Here is a 17,221-nt window from a genome sequence, read left to right as displayed (position 1 = left end):
GGCCGTCACCGCCTGCGCTGCCTAGCCTCGGCGTCCGTGGCCGAGCTTCCCGCGGTACCCGAGGGCCTGACCGTCCGGCCGATGTGCGCCGACGACGCCGTGCCCGTCGCCGCGCTGCTCACTGCGGCCGAGCAGGTCGACCGGACCGACGAGAACTTCTCCCCCGAAGACCTCACCGAGTGGTGGGACGGCTGGCAGGCCGACCTGGGCCGGGACGGCATCGCCGTCTGCGACGCCGCCGGCGTGGTGGTCGGTTTCGCCGTGGCCTTCGCGCCGCCCACGTTCCGGGACGCCTACCGCGTGTACCTCGAGGGGCGGGTCCGTCCTGATCTGCGCGGGCGCGGACTGGGTCGCATCCTGCTGGACTGGGAGCTACGGCGCGGGGCCGAGATCCACGTCGAGCGCCAGCCGTCGGCGCCGGGAAAGCTCGTGCTCAACGTCGTGGAGACGATGCCGTCCCTCGAGGGACTGGCGCGCCGGGCAGGGCTGACCGCCGAGCGCTGGTTCCGGGACATGGAGCGTTGGCTGACCGACCTGCCTGCCGCGCGGGCCGTCGACGGGGTCGACCTCGTCCCGTTCGCGTGGGACCGCGACGACGAGGTGCGGCGCGCGCACAACGTCGCGTTCGCCGAGCACCACGGTTCGGCCGAACGCGACCCGGACACGTGGACGGCGCTGTACACCGGGCAGCGCGCGTTCCGGCCCGACCTCTCGGTGCTCGCGATCGAGGACGACGTCCTGCTCGCCTACGTCCTGGCCTACGTGTACGAGGCCGACACCCAGGCGACCGGGCGCCAGCAGACGTACTTCGGCCAGATCGGCGTCCTGCCGCACGCCCGGGGCCGTGGGCTGGCGACGGCGGCCATCGTCGAGGCGCTCCGGGTCGCGGCCGGGGCCGGCTGCGTCGGCGCCCGCCTCGGCGTGGACACCGAGAACGTCACCGGCGCGCTGCGCCTCTACGAGAACCTGGGCTTCTCCACCGTGCTGACGCAGGTGGCGTGGTCGCAAGACCTCGCGCCGGAAGAGGCGGGCAGCGCTCAGTAGGGTGCGGCGCATGGTCAGTGTCGATCAGCCATCGTCCGTGCTCGAGCCCGCGATGGTGGCCCGCGCCCACCGTGCGGTGGAGCCGCTGCACTCACACATGTACTTCGCGCCGGAGCACGACGAGAAGCTGGGCGCCCTGGGGCTCAAGCCGGGCCGGATGAGCTACTTCGCCGGGCGGGCGGCGCCGATGGGCGCCGTCGGGGCGGGCGTCGTGACCGCGACCTTCTACAACTTCTCGCCGTCCCTCGTGGCGCACATGATCCCGCGCGCCTGGAGCCTGGCGTCACCCGAGCACATCCTCGCCGCGCGGCTCGACATCGCCCGGTCGTCGCTCACCAGGCTGCTCGGCGCCGAGGCCGCCGGGTCGGCGGAGGTGGCGGAGCTCGCCGAGCTGCTGCGCGAGGCGTGCGCCGTCCTGACGCCGGAGGGCCGGGCGCTCTACGCCGGCCACGCGGACCTGCCGTGGCCCGAGGAGCCGCTGCTGGCGCTCTGGCACGGGGCGACCCTGCTGCGCGAGCACCGGGGCGACGGTCACATCGCCGTCCTGCTGCACGCCGGGCTCACCGGTCTCGAGGCGCTCGTCACGCACACGGCCACCGGCCGGGGCTTCACCGAGCCGGCCGCCCGGGCGACCCGCGGCTGGAAGGAGGACGAGTGGGCCGCGGCCTGCGCCGCGCTCGCCGACCGGGGTCTCCTGGACGACGCAGGGCTGACCGACGACGGCACGAGCCTGCGGGCACACATCGAGACGCAGACCGACGCGCTGTCGGCCGATCCGTGGCTGCTGCTCGGACCCGAGCGCACCGCGCGGGTCGTCGAGCTGGGCAAGGGTCTGTCCCGCCGGCTGGTCGCGTCCGGCGCGTTCGGGGCAGGGATCTTCGCCGGGAGCTGACGAGGTCCTTCCTTTAGGGTCCGGGAAACGACCCGTCACGGGAGGTGCCATGACCGCAACGGAGCGGGCATCGGGGGAGCAGGTACAGCGCACCGACGTCGACGCCGCCTTCCGCGGCAGCGCGACCTACCGGAGCCTGGGGGAGCAGGAGCTCAGCCCGGCCGAGGAGCGCTTCGAGAAGGGGCGCCGGACCGTCGGGCTCTTCCTGGCCCCGGTGGTCACGATCGTCTTCGCGTTGCTGCCCATCGACCTGCCCCGGGACCAGCACCTGCTCGCCGCGGTCCTGCTCGGCGTCATCGTCCTGTGGATCACCGAGCCGGTGCCGATCCCGATCGGCGGCCTCATCGGCGTCGCGGCGATCGTCATCCTGGGCGTCGTCCCGTCCGACGACGCGCTGGCTCCGTTCGGCTCCCCGACGATCTTCACCTTCATCGGCGCGTTCATCCTCGCCATGGCGATGCTCAAGCACGGCCTGGCCCGTCGCTTCGCGATGTTCGTGCTCTCGCTGAAGTGGGTGGGCACCTCGACGTACCGCACGATCATCGCCTTCGGTGCGATCACCTGCCTGCTCTCGGCCTTCGTCAGCAACACCGCCACCGTCGCCATGCTGCTGCCCACCGCGCTCGGCATCCTCTCGGTCATCGCCAAGCTCCTGCAGGACAAGGAGCTGGTGAAGCCGGACTTCGACCCGCTGCGGCTGCGGGTCGGCGCCGCGCTGATGCTCATGCTCGCCTACGGGGCGAGCGTCGGCGGTCTGCTGACACCGGTCGGCACGCCACCCAACCTGATCGGCCGCGGGCTCATCGAGGAGGCGACCGGGGAGCGGATCGGCTTCCTCGACTGGATGCTCATGGCGCTGCCGATCTGCGCCCTGATGTTCGTCGCGCTGATCGTGGTGCTCCTGCTGCTCAACAAGCCGGAGATCAAGCGCATCGAGGGCGTCAGCGAGTACGTGCAGAAGGAGCGGGCCGAGCTCGGGAGCTTCTCCCGCGCCGAGAAGAACACCCTCATCGCGTTCGGGATCACCGTGTTCTGCTGGATCTTCCCCGGCATCATCGCGCTCACCGCCGGCACGGAGTCCGACCTCTACACCACGATCAGCGACCGGATGGACGAGGGCATCATCGCCGTCGTCGGCGCCTCGCTCCTCTTCCTGCTGCCGACGGACTGGAAGAACCGGGAGTTCACGCTCAACTGGAGCGACGCGGCGAAGATCGACTGGGGCACGATCCTGCTGTTCGGCACCGGCATCATCTTCGGCTCGCTGCTGGCCAGCACCGGCCTGGCCGAGACGATCGGGACGGCGTCGGCGGACACGCTGGGACTGAGCAGCACCTTCGCGATCACGATCTTCGCGGTGATACTCGCGATCATCATCAGCGAGACGACCAGCAACACCGCCTCCGCGGCCGTCGTGGTGCCGATCATCATCCCGGTGGCGATGGCCGCCGGCATCAACCCGTTCGTCCCGGCGCTCGCGGCCACCTTCGCCGCGTCGTTCGGCTTCATGCTGCCGGTGTCGACGCCCCAGAACGCGATCGTGTACGGCTCGGGTGTCGTGCCGATCACCAAGATGATCCGTTCCGGCATCTCGTTCGACGTCCTCGGTGCCCTGCTGATCGTGCTGCTGCTGCCGGTCATGGTGGAGCTGGTGCTGGGATCGGTCGGCTGAGGCCCGGTCACCCGGACGGGCGACGCCGGCTGGACAGCTCATGACACGATGGACGACGGCCTCCTCGACGGAGGGCGGCCCCGACGGGAGGGAGCGACGCATGCGCAGCGAACCTCCGAGTACCGATCCCGAGGTCCTCCCCGCCTAGCGCCCGCCCCCGACCGGACGGCGTCGTGCGAGGACCTCCCGGTGTCCCTCGTCGTCCCTGCCCTCCGGGAGTCCGTCATGACCGAGCGCCGCCTCGCGCCGCTGACCGCCCTCACCACGCTCGCCCGCCGTCCGGTGCGGGTGGACGCCCGTACCCCGGTGACCCGGGTGAGCCAGCCGCCGTCCCCGGCGGGCCGGTCGCGCGTGGTCGACAACGCCGTCTACTCCGAGGGCCGACGGGTGGCGACCCCCGAGACCGCGGCCGAGAGCCGCGAGGAGCTGGCCGCCGGCGAGGACCGCCTCGCCTGGTTGGGGCTCTACCGCCCGGAACCGGGTGAGCTCGGCGAATTGGCCGAGCTCTACGATCTGCCGGAGCTCGCCGTCGAGGACGCGATCAAGGCGCACCAGCGGCCCAAGTTGGAGCGGTACGGCAACACGCTGTTCGTCGTCCTCAAGGCGGCCCGGTACCTCGACGCCGTCGAGGAGGTCGAGTTCGGGGAGCTGCACCTGTTCCTGGGCGCGGACTTCGCGATCACCGTCCGGCACAGCGAGTCGCCGGACCTCTCGCGGGTGCGGCGCCGGCTGGAGAGCGAGCCGGCGCTGCTGGCCAAGGGCAGCGAGGCGGTGCTCTACGCGACGCTCGATGCCGTCGTCGACGGGTACCGGCCGGTCGTCGACGGGCTGGCCACCGACATCGACGAGATCGAGACCGAGGTCTTCCGCGGTGACCCGGGCGTCTCGCGGCGCATCTACGAGCTGTCGCAGGAGGTCCTCGAGTTCCAGCGGGCCTCGGTGCCGCTGACCGGGATCCTCGCCGCGATCACCGCCGGCTTCGACAAGTACGGCGTCGACGAGGAGCTGCGCAGTTACCTGCGCGACGTCGCCGACCACGTCACCCAGGTCAACGAGCGGGCGGAGGCGTTCCGGCTGCAACTGCGGGACATCCTCACCGTGAACGCGACGCTGGTCGCGCAGCGGCAGAACGAGGAGATCCGGGAGCTCACGGAGGCCTCGATCGCGCAGGGCGAGGAGGTCAAGAAGATCTCGGCGTGGGCGGCCATCCTGTTCGCGCCGACCCTGGTCGGCACGGTCTACGGGATGAACTTCGACGAGATGCCCGAGCTGGGCTGGCAGTTCGGCTATCCGCTGGCCCTGCTGCTGATGCTCGGGGTCAGCCTGACGCTGTACCTGGTGTTCAAGCGACGCGACTGGATCTAGAAGGACGCCCCTGCCCCCACCCCTCGCGCTCTCGTGGTGGCACCCGGCCCGGGCCGGCCTGGCCGCACCGGTCTGTCGCCGCGCGAGGCGGTGACGTGGGCGCGCCGGGAGCACCACGCGCGCGGTGGAGACGCCGTGGCAGCGCTGGTGGCTGCACCGCGTGCGCTGACCGGGGGACACCCCCGTGCGGGGGAACACAGCGCTGGACGCAGCCGTTACGCTTTCTGCACAACTACACAGGGGGTGAATGGTCTCGACTTCGGTCGGGTGACCAGGGGAAGCGAGCCGAGGAAGGCAACGATGAGCTCGTTAACCATCCGTTGCAAAAAACACAAGCGCCGACTCTGATCAGCGCGACTTCGCTCTCGCTGCCTGACGGCAGCTAGGCGAGTCTGTCAGCCCGGGTTCGTCATCGGCCCGGATCCTGGCATCAGCTAGATGACTCACTGCGCCTACCGGTCACGGGTAGGCGCGGGACATCCAACAGTGACTGGGCCCGTCACACCGACTCGTCTGCATGATCGGTGGGGTCGAGCAGAGGCAACGCGGACTGCGCTCGGAGAAGCCCTGGTGATGCGTCGAAGGACGCGGGTTCGATTCCCGCCACCTCCACCACCCCTCGCAGGACGACGAACCGCCCCGGACCGGAAGGTCGGGGGCGGTTCGCTGTCGTCCGGGATCAGCCGGCCGGACGTCGCCAGCTCGACGAGCCCCCGAGCAGACCGGGCCCTCTCACGTCACCCGGGGAGGACCCACGGCGCGTTCCCGAACGGGGTGCCGGTGCGCTTCCCGCACCGCCGGCAGATCTTGTCGTCCGGACTCGAGGGCCCCTCGCGGGTCGCGGGTCGGCGGACGTAGGAGTGAAACCGAACCGGCACCGCAGTGGCTTCCGAGTCATGGACCGACGCTAGGAGTCGTCGGTTCCGCTGAGAAGGGGCGTACTGCCTTGCGGGCCACGCCTGCGCCGCCACGGTGCACGGTGCTGATCTCGCGACCTCGTCGGCGGCGGTCGGTCAGCCGGTCCTGGCATGGAGCAGGCTCGACACCCGCCGGGCAGCCGTCAGCCCGGACTCGATGGCGCCGTCCATGAATCCGTTCCAGCCACTGGCCACGTCGGAGCCGGCGAGGACGACCCGCCCCTCGGGCGCCTGCAGGGCCTCCAGCGACGCCAGTTGGCCGGGCCGCCACACCGACCACGTGCCGCGGGAGAACTCGTCTGCGACCCAGTCGTGCCCGGTGACCGCTTCGATCCGCGCCGTCGAGGGCAGCAGGTCGCGGAAGCCCGCCCGGACGGCACGCTCGTCGCCGGGCGGCAGGCGACCGGCGTCGGGTCCCAGGGCGAACACCAGCTGAGCCCCGTCCGGGCGCGTGTCCCAGCTGCACACGAACGTCAGTGGCTGGTCGTCGGGAGCCATGGCGAAGATCGGCTCCCGCACGCCGGTGACGACCGCCCAGAGCTTGACGCCGTGGCTGGCCTGCCCCTGCGCCACCATCGTCCGCTTGGCATCGCTGAGAGCCGGGCGGAAGTCCACGGCATCCAGCGTGTTCAGGGGAACGGCGACCACCGCCGCCGACGCGGTGAACGACGATCCGTCCCGGGTCGACACCATGACGAGGTCGTCCTGCTGCTCGACCGCGGTCGCGGGCATGGAGCTCCGCACCGCCGGGTCCCCGTCAGCCGCGATCGCCATGACCAGGTCCGCCGTGCGGATCCCCAGGAGACCCGATGCGTCGAGCATCAGGCCGAAGTCCCAGCCGGAGAGTGCCAACTCGCGCATCACGGTGAGGAGTCCCGCCTCCGAGCAGGGCGCAGAGCACGTGGTGCTCAGGACGGGATTGACCAGATCCACTTCCTCGGCGGTGAAGTGGCTGGCGTCGATGCGGTCCTGGACGGACAACTGGTCGAGCGCAGCGACGGCATCGGGAAGCGCGAGCGGTTGATGCGGCAGCGGGAACGTCTCCCGGGCGTCGGGGAAGAGCCGGGCGAACAGCTCGGCCACCCGCGGCCCCAGGTCGGCCACCGTGCTCTCGTGCAGCTGCCCGCCACTGCGGTAGTTCCACCGGTCGGGCATCGGCAGCGGACGGTACGGGATCCGGTAGCGGGTGAGCTCCGCGAAGACGTGCGGCTGGAACCAGTGGACCTGGGCACCGCCGAGCTCCACGTCCCTGCCGACCAGCTGGCTGGTGCAGGTCCGTCCCCCGAGTCGGTCACGGGCTTCCAGGATCAGCACGTCCCGGCCGGCATGCCGTAGCTCACGAGCCGCGGTCAGCCCGGCGAGGCCGCCGCCGATCACGATGACGTCCCGCTCGTGCGTGTTCGCGACCATGACGGGCCTCCTGCCCGCCCGGCGACGCGTGGGGCCGTCCGCCTCGACCGGGCACAGCGCGACTCGGCAGCAGAGGGCGCCACTCTAGGGCGGATCGGGTGGGAGGGACAGCCCGTGGAATCCGCCGGCGCCGCACGACTGCGCGGTCGCGCGGTCCTCCAGTGGGCAGGCCCCCGTGCATTCAGGACCGGGGCTCGACCCATTCGGTGATCATGCGGTCGTGCAGGTGGAGGCAGGTCATCCGCAGGGTTCCCCCGGGCGACGCGGTGAAGCCGTGCACCTCGCCGGGCGGCACGACCACGACCGAGCCCCCCGTCGCCTCGATCGTCTCCTCGCCGGCCAGGAACTCACCCGACCCCTCGTGCAGCACGAAGACCTCGGCGTACGGGTGGGTGTGCGGCCCTGGGCCATGGCCCGGCGGGCTCGCCTGGACGAAGAACGAGACCGGCACCCCGCCGTGGTCGCGACCGAGAAAGGTCCGCGACTCGTCGTTCCCCGGGAGCTCGGTGTTCCGGATGTGGAGGGCCACTCCCGCCTCCTCGCCTCGATGCGACGAGGACGCTAGCGGAGGAGGCAGGTTGCCTCGCTCGTGACCTACGGCTGGGGCATGATCCCCGTCCGGCTCGGCATCGGCGCGAGCCGGGCGACGACCTCGTGGTGACCGTCCGCCTGGCCGTCGACGTCTGAGCGGGGGCGGCGCCGGCCGGCGCGGCCGTCCGGGACCGGCGCCTGGTCTCAGCCGGGCGCCGGCTCGTCGGCGAGACCCTCGACGTCGCCGGCGGGAGCGCCGAACCGGGACAGGAACAGGGCGCTCCCTACGGTCACGACGAAGCCGAGGGCGGCCAGCCAGGCCATCCCGGAGGCGGGACGGTCGCCGACGGCCAGACCCAGCAGCGACCCGGACACGGCTTCCGTGGCCACCATGATCGTCGTCACCGCGACCACCGCGCCCCGTTGCAGCGCAAGGGCGCCGGCGGCCAGACCTGCGACACCGGCCACACCGGCGGCGTAGGCAGCGGGGTCGGTGAGCACACCGGGGATCGCGATCGGGCCGAGGACTCGGGCCGCGAGCGCGAGCAATCCGAAGCAGCTCCCGGCCAGGGCAGCGATCAGGCCGGCTGTCCGCGCGGAGGACCGGGTCCGCGCAGCCGCCAGGGTGAGCCCGGCCAGGAGGACGGCGGCCGCCAGCACCGCCCACCGCACGGCGCCGGGCACGACCGCGGGTCCCTGCGGGGTCGCCGCGAGGGCAACCGCGACGAGCCCGACGGTGACCCCGCCGAGGGCGAGCTTCTCGCGGTCGTGCAGTCCCGTCCCGAGGACGAGCGCGGCCAGCACGGCGGTGACCCCGAGGCTGGAGGCCCGCCCCGCCTGCACCACGAAGAGCGGGAGTGCCCGGATCGCGACGACGGACAGCAGGAAGCCCGCGACGACGAGGAACAGCCCGCCCAGGTACCGCGGGTCCCGTGCCAGCCCACCGAGCAGCCCGGTCAGATCGGTCCGGGCGGACCGTGCGACCGCAGCCGCCTGCAGCACGGCGCTCGCGCCGTAGCAGAGAGCCGCCCCGGCGACAGCCACGACCGCGAGGAGCACGGCGACCTTCTTCCTGCGTTCCGTGAGCAGCGGCCAGGTCCACCGATCGGTGAGCTGTTCCGGGTGGACGGTCGATGATCTCGTGAAGATGTCGACCCGGTTGCGAGTGTCGGTGTACTCGCATCCTCCCCCGACATAGATTTCCCGTGTGACGAGGCCTCTGAGCGGGAGGCTGGAGGGAATCCTCCGGCGCCTGCCCCTCTGGGCACTCGGTGCGTTCGCCCTCCTCGCCGCGTTCCTGTCGGTGCTCGGCTGGTCCATGGTCGGGGTCGTGGACGGACGCACGGAGTTCGCCCAGCTCGACGGACCCGGCTGGCTGGATGCGTGGTTCCAGGGGGACTCGGCCTGGTACCACCGGATCGCCGAGGAGGGCTACTCCTACGTTCCCGGCCAGCAGTCGCCGATCGCCTTCTTCCCCGCGTACCCGCTCCTGGTCCACGGTGTCGGCCGGTTGCTCGGCGGGGACTTCTCCACCGCCGGCGGCCTGCTGACGCTGGCGTGCGCGGCCGGGGGGGTCGTGCTGTTCGCCGACTGGGTGCGCCGCCGGGTGGCGCCCCGCACCGCCGTCGTCGCGGTGGCCCTCCTGCTGGTCTACCCCTACAGCTTCTTCCTGTACGGCAGCGGCTACAGCGACGCCTTGTTCCTGGTGACCGCCCTCGGCTCCTTCGCGCTGCTGGAGCGGCGGCACTACGTGCTGGCCGGGCTGGTCGGAGCGTTGGCGACCGCGGGTCGCCCGATCGGGGTTGCCGTGGCCGTGGGCCTGGTGGTGAGGGCCGTCGAGATGCTCGCTCAGGACAGGGCGGCGCGCCGCGACACGGAGGTGGCTGTCGGGAGCGCCGGCGGCCCGTTGCCCCCTCCCGGGCGACCGGTCGACGCCCCCCTGACCGCGAGTTCCGCGCACGTGTCGTTCCGGGACCTCGTGCAGGCGGTCCGGTTCGTGCGGTGGCGCCAGGCCGCCCTGCTGTCGTCCGGTTTCGGCCTGCTCGCGTGGATGGTCTACCTGGGCGTCCGGTTCGACGACCCGCTGGCGTTCGCGAGCGTCCAGGCCGCCCCCGGCTGGAACCAGGGTGCCGGTCCGTACACCTGGTTCAAGGTGCCCTTCATCGGCACCGTGCTCAAGGGGATCTGGGGGGACGCGGTCCTGCTGGTGCCGCAAGCGCTGGCCTGCCTCGCCGCCGTCCTGCTGATCCGCACCGTGTGGCGGCGGTTCGGCTGGGGTTATGCCGCCTATGCCGTGATCTCGCTGGCCATCCCGCTCATCGGGACCAAGGACTTCATGGGCACCGGCCGGTACGTGCTGGCCGCCTATCCTGTCCTGGCCGCCGCTGCGGTGGTGCTCACCGACGAGCGGCGCCCCCGCTGGCTTGCCCCGAGCGTGCTCGCAGTGCTGTTCATCGGGCTGTGCATCGCCACAGTCGCATTCGTCAACGGCGTGGAGGTCTCGTGAACGCGTCCGCCAAGGTCGACCTGCTGTCGGTGTTCTTCCCGATGTGGAACGAGGAGGACTACGTCGAGCGGGCGGTGCGCGCCGCCGAGGACGAGTGCCAGCGGCTGATCGACATCGGCGAGATCGCCGCCTACGAGCTGATCATCGTCGACGACTGCTCGACCGACCGCACTCCCGAGATCGCCGATGCCCTCGCCGCGACCGACCCCCGCATCCGGGTGGTGCACCATCCCGTCAACCGCGGGCTGGGCGGCAGCATCAAGACCGGGTTCGAATCGGTGCGCGGCGACGTCGTGCTCTACACCGACGCCGACCTGCCTTTCGAGATGCTCGAGCTGGGTCGCGCCCTGCGGGTGCTGCGCCACTACGAGGCCGACATGGTCAGCGCCTACCGGCTGGACCGCACCGGGGAGGGTCCCCGGCGCGCCATCTACTCCTTCGTCTACAACTCCCTGGTGCAGGTGACCTTCGGCACCCGCGTGCGGGACATCAACTTCGCGTTCAAGCTGGTCCGCCGCCACGTCCTCGAGGCCGCCCGGCCGGTCAGTGAAGGCTCGTTCATCGACGCCGAGTTGGTCATCCGGGCCCAGAAGCTGGGCTTCCACATCGTCCAGATCGGCGTCGACTACTTCCCCCGCTCCCGCGGAGTGTCCACCCTCTCCTCCCTGGCCGTGATCCGCCGGATGCTGAAGGAGATGCGGGAACTGCGGGCCGAGCTGGCCCACCTCACGCCGGTCGCCCGGTGACCCGGCTGCTCGTCATCAACGCCGACGACATGGGCCTCACCCGCGGGGTCTGCCGAGCGGTCGCGCGCGCCCACGAAGGCGGGATCGTCACCTCGACGTCCGTACTCGCCGTCGGAAGGGCGTTCGAGCAGGCCGCCACCACGGTGAGGGACGCCGGCGACCTGGCCGTCGGCGCCCACCTGGCGATCGTGGGGGAGGACCGCCCGCTCCTGTCGGCCCGGGAGGTGCCCACCCTCGTCGACCGGGAGGGCCGTTTCCCACTCTCGTACCGCACGGTGGTCGCCCGCGGGGCCGCCGGGCGGATCGACGCCGACGACGTCGCCCGGGAGTTCCGCGCCCAGCTCGAGCGGGTGCAGGGGATCGGGGTGCCGGTGACCCACCTCGACACGCACCAGCACACCCATCTGTGGCCCGCTGTTGCTGCCGTCGTCGTCGACCTGGCCCGGGAGGCCGGGATCCGCGCCGTCCGGTTGCCCAGGAGCCGGCGCCGTGGGCCGCTCGGCACTGGAGTGACGCTGTTGGCCGGGCGGCTGCGCCGCCGGCTCGACCGGGCCGGCCTGGTCACCACCGGCGCCTACGCCGGGCTCGACGAGGCCGGGCACCTGGACGGCGAGCGGTTCGCCGGTGTCCTGGAGCGGCTGACCGCCGGAGGGGCGGCGACGGCCGAGGTCAACTCCCATCCCGGCGAGGCGGGGGACCCCGAGCTCGCCCGGTTCGAGTGGGGGTACCGCTGGGCCGACGAGCAGGCGATGCTGACCGCGTCGTCCACCCGGGCGCTCGTCGAGCGGCGGGGCTGGCGGCTGGGCACGTTCGCCGACGTGGCGGCAGCCGCGTGAGCCGGTGGCCGGACGCGGCCGCACGGGCTGCGCTGCGCGGCTATCGGGCGGCGCCCCCCGGCGACCGCGTGCACGTCGCCGTCCGCTGGTTCAGCTGCCCGTTCCCTCCGGTCGTCGAGGCCCTCCCGTCCCAGGGCCGGGTGCTCGAGGTCGGCTGCGGGCACGGGTTGTTCAGCGCCTACCTGGCCCAGCGGCGGACGGGGCTGCACGTGCACGGGGTGGACATCGACGAGGAGAAGATCGCCGTCGCCGCGAAGTCCGAATTCCCCGCAGGGGGCCGGCTCGACTTCGCCGTCGCGGACTCCGGCTCGGTCCCGTCGGGGCCGTGGGACGCCGTCGTCCTGGTGGACGTGCTCTACCTGCTCGACGAGGCGGCCCAGCGGGCCCTGCTGAAGTCCTGTGCGTCGGTACTGGCGCCGGGCGGGGTGCTGGTGATCAAGGACATGGCCACCCGGCCGCGCTGGAAGGCCCGGTGGAACGCCGCGCAGGAAGCGCTCTCGGTGCGGGTCCTCAAGATCACCGAGGGCTCGCCGGAGTTCGGATTCGTCGACCCCGACGAGCGGGCCCGCTGGCTCGTCTCGGCCGGGCTCCAGCGCGTTCGCGCCCGGCGACTGGACCGCGGCCGGGTGCATCCGCACCACCTCCTCGTCGGCGAGGCGCCCCGATGACCGCGCCCGTGCCGGTCGCGGTCACCGGTGGTGCCGGGTTCATCGGGGGGCACGTGACCGAGGCCTTGGCCGCGGCCGGGCACCGGGTGCTCGTCGTCGACGACCTGTCGACCGGCTCGGCCGGGAATCTCGACGCCGTCGCGGGCGACGTCGACCTGCTGGAGGCCGACGTCGCCGGACCGGAGCTCGGGCCGGCGTTGCAGGCCGCCGGGATCCAGGTCGTCTGCCATCTGGCCGCGGCGATCGACGTCCGCGCCTCGGTCGCCGACCCGGTCCAGGACGCGCAGGCGAACGTCGTCGGCACGGTCGCCGTGCTGCAGGCGGCGTGCGTGGCGGGGGCCCGGAAGGTGGTCTTCGCGTCCTCAGGTGGCTCGATCTACGGATCGGTCACGCCGCCGCCCGTCCCGGAGTCTGCCGTGATCGCCCCGGAGTCGCCGTACGCCGCGAGCAAGGCGGCCGCCGAGCTGTGGCTGCAGACGTTCCAGCGGCTGCACGGCCTGCGGTGGACGGCGCTGGCGCTGGCCAACGTGTACGGCCCGCGCCAGGACCCGGCTGGGGAGGCCGGCGTGATCTCGCTCTTCGGCGCGCGCATGCTGGCCGGCCTGCCCACGACGATCTACGGCGACGGCAGCCAGACCCGGGACTTCGTCTACGTCAAGGACGTCGCCGACGCGTTCCTGGCGGCCTGCGAGCTCCCGGTGGACGGGGTGCGGCTCAACATCGGCACGGGCGTCGAGACGTCGGTCCGGCAGCTGCACAGCGAGCTGGCCGAGCTCTGCGATGCGCGTGACGAGTTCGTGACCGAGCCCGCCCGAGCCGGCGAGCTGCACCGCTCGGCCCTGGACGCCTCGCGGGCGCGGCGGCTCCTGCAGTGGGAGCCGCGCACCGGACTTCGGACGGGGCTGGCCGAGACGGTGGCGTGGCTGCGCGGTGACCTCACACCCGCTCCCCAGGGCGGCTAATGCGTTGACGCGCCGTCCCGCACCCGGCCACGCTGCCGGCAGTCGGAGCGCCACGGCGCGGGACGAGGCGGTCTCATGCGAGTCGCGATCATCGGAGCCGGCCCGGCCGGCCTGTTCGTCGGCAGTGCCCTGGCCCTGCGCGGCCACGAGGTGGTCGCGGTGGACCGCGACAGCCGCCCGCCGCCGGGGCACTGGGCGCGGCCCGGCGTCATGCAGTTCCACCACGCACACGGCTTCCGGCCGCAGGTCGGGCTGGCGCTGAAGCGGGAGTGGCCGCAGGCCCTCGACGCCTGGCTCGCCGCCGGCGCCGAGCCGATCGAGTTCGACGTGCCCGGCATGGGCCTGGTCCGGGCCGGGCACCGGTCGCGCCGCGACACCTTCGAACGGGCGCTCCGGACGGCTGCGGAGAGGGTGCCCGGCCTGACGATCGGCAAGGGGCACGTGGACGACGTCGTCTCGTCGGCCGGCCGGGTGCGCGGCATCGTCGTCGACGGCTCCCCGGTCGCGGCGGACCTGGTCGTGGATGCGTCCGGACGCTCGGGTCACAGCGTCGACGCGCTGCGAGCGCCCGCGTCCCTCGGCGGCCCGTGCGGCATGGCGTACGTCGACCGGCAGTACCGCCTGCTCGAGGGCGCGGAGCCGGGCCCGATGTCGAACCCGCTGGCCTGGCAGGGCGACTTCGACGGCTACCAGGTGCTGGTCTTCCTGCACGAGCAGGGGCACTTCTCCGTGGTCCTGGTCCGGCCCACCGCCGACGCCGCCCTCAAGGACCTGCGGCACCGGGCCGCCTTCGAGGCCGCCTGCCGGGCCATCCCCGGCCTGGCCGCGTGGACGGACCCCGAGCGTGCGGTGCCCGTGACCGACGTCCTCCCGGGCGGTCCGCTGCGCAACACCTACCGGGGGCAGCGCGGGCGCGACGGCCGGCCCTGCATCCCCGGGCTCGTCAGCGTCGGCGACGCGGTCGCGACGACCACGCCCATCTTCGGCCGGGGGGTGGCCACGACCTTCGTCCAGGCGCTCCAGCTGTTGTCCCTCCTCGACGGCGAGCCGGACCCGGCCCTGGTGGGGGAGCCCTTCGACGCCTGGTGCGGGGACAACATGCTGCCGTGGGTCGCCGACCACGTGGAGATGGACCGGGACGTCGTCCGTCGGTGGGAGGGCGGCGACGTGGACCTCACCCGGCGGCTGCCGTCGGACCTGATCCTGGCCGCTGCCCGACGGGACCCCCGGATCGGGCCGGCCACCGGCGGCTACTTCTCGATGCTCGAGCTGCCGGCGTGCCTGGATCCCGTCGAGCCACTCGCCCGTGCGGTCTACGAGACCGGATGGCGGCCGGAGTTCACCCCCGGACCGACCCGTGGGGAGCTCCGGGACGTCGTCGCCGGAGCCCTCCGGAAGGACGAGCGGACCGCGAGCCGCGCCTGACGTGCGTCGGACGGGGGGTTCCCTGGCTCTCCGGAGCGTCCAGCGCGGCGGGTGATGCGTCCGCCGCTCCGACGTCGGTCAGACGATCTCCTGCGGGGCCTGCCGCCACGGGGCGAGGACTGCGTCCGGGTCGCTGTACTCGCTGGGCAGGTCGTCGGTCATCGCGAGGACGGCGCCCATGCGGCCGTACCCGACGAACGTCGCCACCTGGAAGCAGAGCTCCATGACCTCCTGGGTCGTGAAGTGGTCGTACAGGGTCGCGAACATCTCGTCGGTGATCGACAGGTGGTCGGTCGCGAACGCGTCCGCGAACGCGATCGCTGCCTTCTCGGCCGGCGTCAGATCCTCGGACTCCTGCGGCTTCTCCAGCGAGCACACCAGGCCCTCGGTCAGACCGCCGTCCAGGCCGTCGGTGTACCGGATGGACATGCAGGAGCGGCACTGGTTGTGGAAGGACACCCGGAGACGCACGAGCTCCACCAGCCTGGGTGGCAGCGTCCCGTTCGCGCGGAGCGCCTTCATGTACGTGAGGTAGGGGCCCACGATGCCCGGCGCCTGCGCGTAGACCTGCTGCCGCAGCGGAGCGTCGGCGCCGACCAGGGGCGAGTACTGCTCGGCTGGAGCGGGCGGAACGCGGGACATCGCGGCCTCCATGGGTTCGGGGATGCGGCCAGTATTGGGTTCCGCCGGGACGTCGCGCAAGACGTTAAGCGGAATTAAGATTCCGCATAAGGTTGGCGTGTCCAGGAGGGGCCGGTCATGGAGGACGTCGGCAGTGACGGCGGGAAAAGCGCGCCCGTCCGGCGGCGCGCGGTCCGGCGCGAAGCCGTCGAGAACCGCGCACGGTTGCTCCAGGCCGCTCGCGAGGTGTTCGCCCAGCGGGGACCGGACGCACGGGTCGAGGAGATCGCGCAGGCAGCCGGCGTCGGGATGGGCACCTTCTACCGGAACTTCACCACCAGGCAGGCGCTCGTCGACGAGCTCGTGGCCGACGTCCGCCATCGCCTGCTCGAGCTCGCCCGGCGGGCACGGGGCGCCCAGGACGGCACCGGGCTCGAACGACTGCTCCGCGACGCCGGGCGGGCGCAGGCGCGCGACCCCGGCTACATGCAGTTCCTGTGGAGCCGGTCCACGGTGGAACAGGCTGCGGTCGACGAGTTCCTCGTCCTGCTCGCCGACCTGCTCGCCGACGCGCAGGAGGCCGGCCGGATCCGCCCGGACCTCGCGGCCACTGACGTGTGGATGACGCTCTGGTCCCTGCGCGGCATCCTCGAGATGACCCGGACGGCGGCACCTCGCGCCTGGCAGCGCCACGTCGACCTGATGATCGCCGGTCTCCGAGCCCGCCCGGACGGCGATGTCGGACTGACGACGAGACCGATGACCGTCACCCAGGCGCGCCGCTGCATCCAGGAGGCCAGCCATTAGCAGCCACATCGACGGCCCGGTCAAGGTCTACGCGTTGATGGTGAGGAGGGACGGCCTCACCGACGAGCAGTTCCACGCCCACTGGCGCGAGCCGCACGGCCGGCTCGCGATGCGGGTCCGCGACATCCGGCGCTACGTGCAGGACCACACGTTCGGGGCAGCGCCCGACGTGGCCGGCTGGCCGCACACTCGTTACGACGGTCTGCCCGCTGTCTGGTTCGACAGCCTGGCCGATGCCCGGGCACTGCACACCAACCCCGACTTCCGGGAATCCCACGCGGACGAGACGAACCTCGTCGACCGCGACCGCCTGGCCTGGCTGTACTGCACCGAGCACGTCGTCCTCGCCGGTCCGCCGATGGCGACCGGCGACCCGGAGGGCTGGAAGCTGACGCTGCTTATCGGCCGGCGCGCCGACACACCGCGGGGAGAGTTCGACGCCGCGATCCACGCCGCGACCGCACTCGGCTCGACCTCGCTGCCGGCGGTCCGGCGAGCCACGTACGCCCTACCCCGTCCCGACGACGCCGGCTCGCCCCGGTTCGACGCCGTCGTCGAGTTCCTGTTCCCCGGTCGGGCCGAGCTGGAGGTCGCGACGGCGTCACCGGCGGCGGGAACGGTCCTGGACGGGCTGACCCCGGTGGCGGAGCCGGCCGCATCGGAACTCGCCTGGACGTACGAGGAACGCTGGCTGTGGCCCTGAGGGGCGCGGACGGACGTCTTGTCCCGCCTCGCCCGCGGAGAGGACCCTTCCGGCGGGGTGACCTGTCCACGAGGGGCGAAGCGATGGACGTCGGAGATCCCGGGGGACACCGGCTC

The 17,221-nt window shown here is 72.5% G+C and carries 16 protein-coding genes and 1 other RNA gene; 13 read left to right on the top strand and 4 right to left on the bottom strand.

Features of this window, described 5'->3' with window-relative positions:
• The first annotated feature begins 36 nt into the window (after positions 1-36).
• The 5 genes from E4P40_RS01290 to ssrA all read left to right on the top strand — a co-directional run bounded on the left by E4P40_RS01290 (position 37) and on the right by ssrA (position 5,588).
• Positions 37-1,044, top strand: a complete 1,008-nt coding sequence (locus E4P40_RS01290; RefSeq protein WP_245160081.1) for a GNAT family N-acetyltransferase — start codon at positions 37-39, stop codon at positions 1,042-1,044.
• 10 nt (positions 1,045-1,054) lie between these two features.
• Positions 1,055-1,936 carry a hypothetical protein gene (locus E4P40_RS01285; RefSeq protein WP_135156853.1) on the top strand — a complete coding sequence of 294 codons (882 nt, stop codon included), beginning with the start codon at positions 1,055-1,057 and terminating at the stop codon, positions 1,934-1,936.
• A gap of 49 nt (positions 1,937-1,985) precedes the next feature.
• Positions 1,986-3,608 (top strand): DASS family sodium-coupled anion symporter, encoded by a 1,623-nt coding sequence (locus tag E4P40_RS01280; protein ID WP_135156850.1) that lies wholly within the window; start codon positions 1,986-1,988, stop codon positions 3,606-3,608.
• Between the two features lie 189 nt (positions 3,609-3,797).
• On the top strand, positions 3,798-4,973 hold the full coding sequence (locus E4P40_RS01275) for a magnesium and cobalt transport protein CorA (protein WP_245160080.1): 1,176 nt from the start codon (positions 3,798-3,800) through the stop codon (positions 4,971-4,973).
• A 239-nt stretch (positions 4,974-5,212) separates the two neighbouring features.
• Positions 5,213-5,588: a transfer-messenger RNA gene (gene ssrA / locus E4P40_RS01270) on the top strand.
• Between the two features lie 398 nt (positions 5,589-5,986).
• On the opposite strand, the gene E4P40_RS01265 is transcribed toward ssrA, so the two are convergent.
• The 3 genes from E4P40_RS01265 to E4P40_RS01255 all read right to left on the bottom strand — a co-directional run bounded on the left by E4P40_RS01265 (position 5,987) and on the right by E4P40_RS01255 (position 8,890).
• Positions 5,987-7,300: an NAD(P)/FAD-dependent oxidoreductase gene (locus E4P40_RS01265; protein ID WP_135156846.1), complete on the bottom strand. Its 1,314-nt coding sequence runs from the start codon at positions 7,298-7,300 to the stop codon at positions 5,987-5,989.
• A gap of 181 nt (positions 7,301-7,481) precedes the next feature.
• Positions 7,482-7,829 carry an AraC family ligand binding domain-containing protein gene (locus E4P40_RS01260; RefSeq protein ID WP_167762074.1) on the bottom strand — a complete coding sequence of 116 codons (348 nt, stop codon included), beginning with the start codon at positions 7,827-7,829 and terminating at the stop codon, positions 7,482-7,484.
• Positions 7,830-8,035: 206 nt separating this feature from the next.
• On the bottom strand, positions 8,036-8,890 hold the full coding sequence (locus E4P40_RS01255) for a hypothetical protein (RefSeq protein ID WP_135156844.1): 855 nt from the start codon (positions 8,888-8,890) through the stop codon (positions 8,036-8,038).
• A 148-nt stretch (positions 8,891-9,038) separates the two neighbouring features.
• Here E4P40_RS01255 and E4P40_RS01250 point away from each other — a divergent pair, with 148 nt between their 5' ends.
• The 6 genes from E4P40_RS01250 to E4P40_RS01225 all read left to right on the top strand — a co-directional run bounded on the left by E4P40_RS01250 (position 9,039) and on the right by E4P40_RS01225 (position 14,974).
• A complete protein-coding gene (locus E4P40_RS01250) occupies positions 9,039-10,337 on the top strand; it encodes a hypothetical protein (RefSeq protein WP_135156842.1) in 1,299 nt (432 codons plus the stop codon).
• The gene (locus E4P40_RS01245) at positions 10,334-11,083 is read left to right on the top strand and encodes a glycosyltransferase family 2 protein (RefSeq protein ID WP_209305160.1); all 750 of its coding nucleotides are present in this window, start codon (positions 10,334-10,336) and stop codon (positions 11,081-11,083) included. Before E4P40_RS01250 ends, E4P40_RS01245 begins: the two co-directional genes overlap by 4 nt.
• The gene (locus E4P40_RS01240) at positions 11,080-11,919 is read left to right on the top strand and encodes a ChbG/HpnK family deacetylase (RefSeq protein WP_135156840.1); all 840 of its coding nucleotides are present in this window, start codon (positions 11,080-11,082) and stop codon (positions 11,917-11,919) included. The genes E4P40_RS01245 and E4P40_RS01240 overlap by 4 nt, the downstream gene beginning before the upstream one ends.
• Positions 11,916-12,587 carry a class I SAM-dependent methyltransferase gene (locus E4P40_RS01235; RefSeq protein ID WP_135156838.1) on the top strand — a complete coding sequence of 224 codons (672 nt, stop codon included), beginning with the start codon at positions 11,916-11,918 and terminating at the stop codon, positions 12,585-12,587. The genes E4P40_RS01240 and E4P40_RS01235 overlap by 4 nt, the downstream gene beginning before the upstream one ends.
• Positions 12,584-13,549, top strand: a complete 966-nt coding sequence (locus tag E4P40_RS01230) for an NAD-dependent epimerase/dehydratase family protein (RefSeq protein ID WP_209305159.1) — start codon at positions 12,584-12,586, stop codon at positions 13,547-13,549. Before E4P40_RS01235 ends, E4P40_RS01230 begins: the two co-directional genes overlap by 4 nt.
• Before the next feature lie 75 nt (positions 13,550-13,624).
• Complete coding sequence (locus tag E4P40_RS01225) at positions 13,625-14,974, top strand: FAD-dependent monooxygenase (protein WP_135156836.1); 1,350 nt, start codon at positions 13,625-13,627, stop codon at positions 14,972-14,974.
• Positions 14,975-15,052: 78 nt separating this feature from the next.
• Here E4P40_RS01225 and E4P40_RS01220 read toward each other — a convergent pair whose 3' ends face one another.
• The gene (locus tag E4P40_RS01220; RefSeq protein WP_209305158.1) at positions 15,053-15,616 is read right to left on the bottom strand and encodes a carboxymuconolactone decarboxylase family protein; all 564 of its coding nucleotides are present in this window, start codon (positions 15,614-15,616) and stop codon (positions 15,053-15,055) included.
• Between the two features lie 117 nt (positions 15,617-15,733).
• On the opposite strand from E4P40_RS01220, the gene E4P40_RS01215 reads away from it, so the two are divergent.
• Together E4P40_RS01215 and E4P40_RS01210 are read left to right on the top strand one after the other, a co-directional pair.
• Entirely contained in the window at positions 15,734-16,402 is a 669-nt protein-coding gene (locus E4P40_RS01215; RefSeq protein WP_135156832.1) for a TetR/AcrR family transcriptional regulator, read from the top strand.
• A 37-nt stretch (positions 16,403-16,439) separates the two neighbouring features.
• Positions 16,440-17,105, top strand: coding sequence for an EthD family reductase (locus tag E4P40_RS01210; RefSeq protein WP_135156830.1), 666 nt, complete (start codon positions 16,440-16,442; stop codon positions 17,103-17,105).
• Positions 17,106-17,221 lie beyond the last annotated feature (116 nt).

It is taken from the genome of Blastococcus sp. CT_GayMR20 (assembly GCF_004570345.1).
This window is presented reverse-complemented; position numbering and strand designations above follow the sequence as displayed.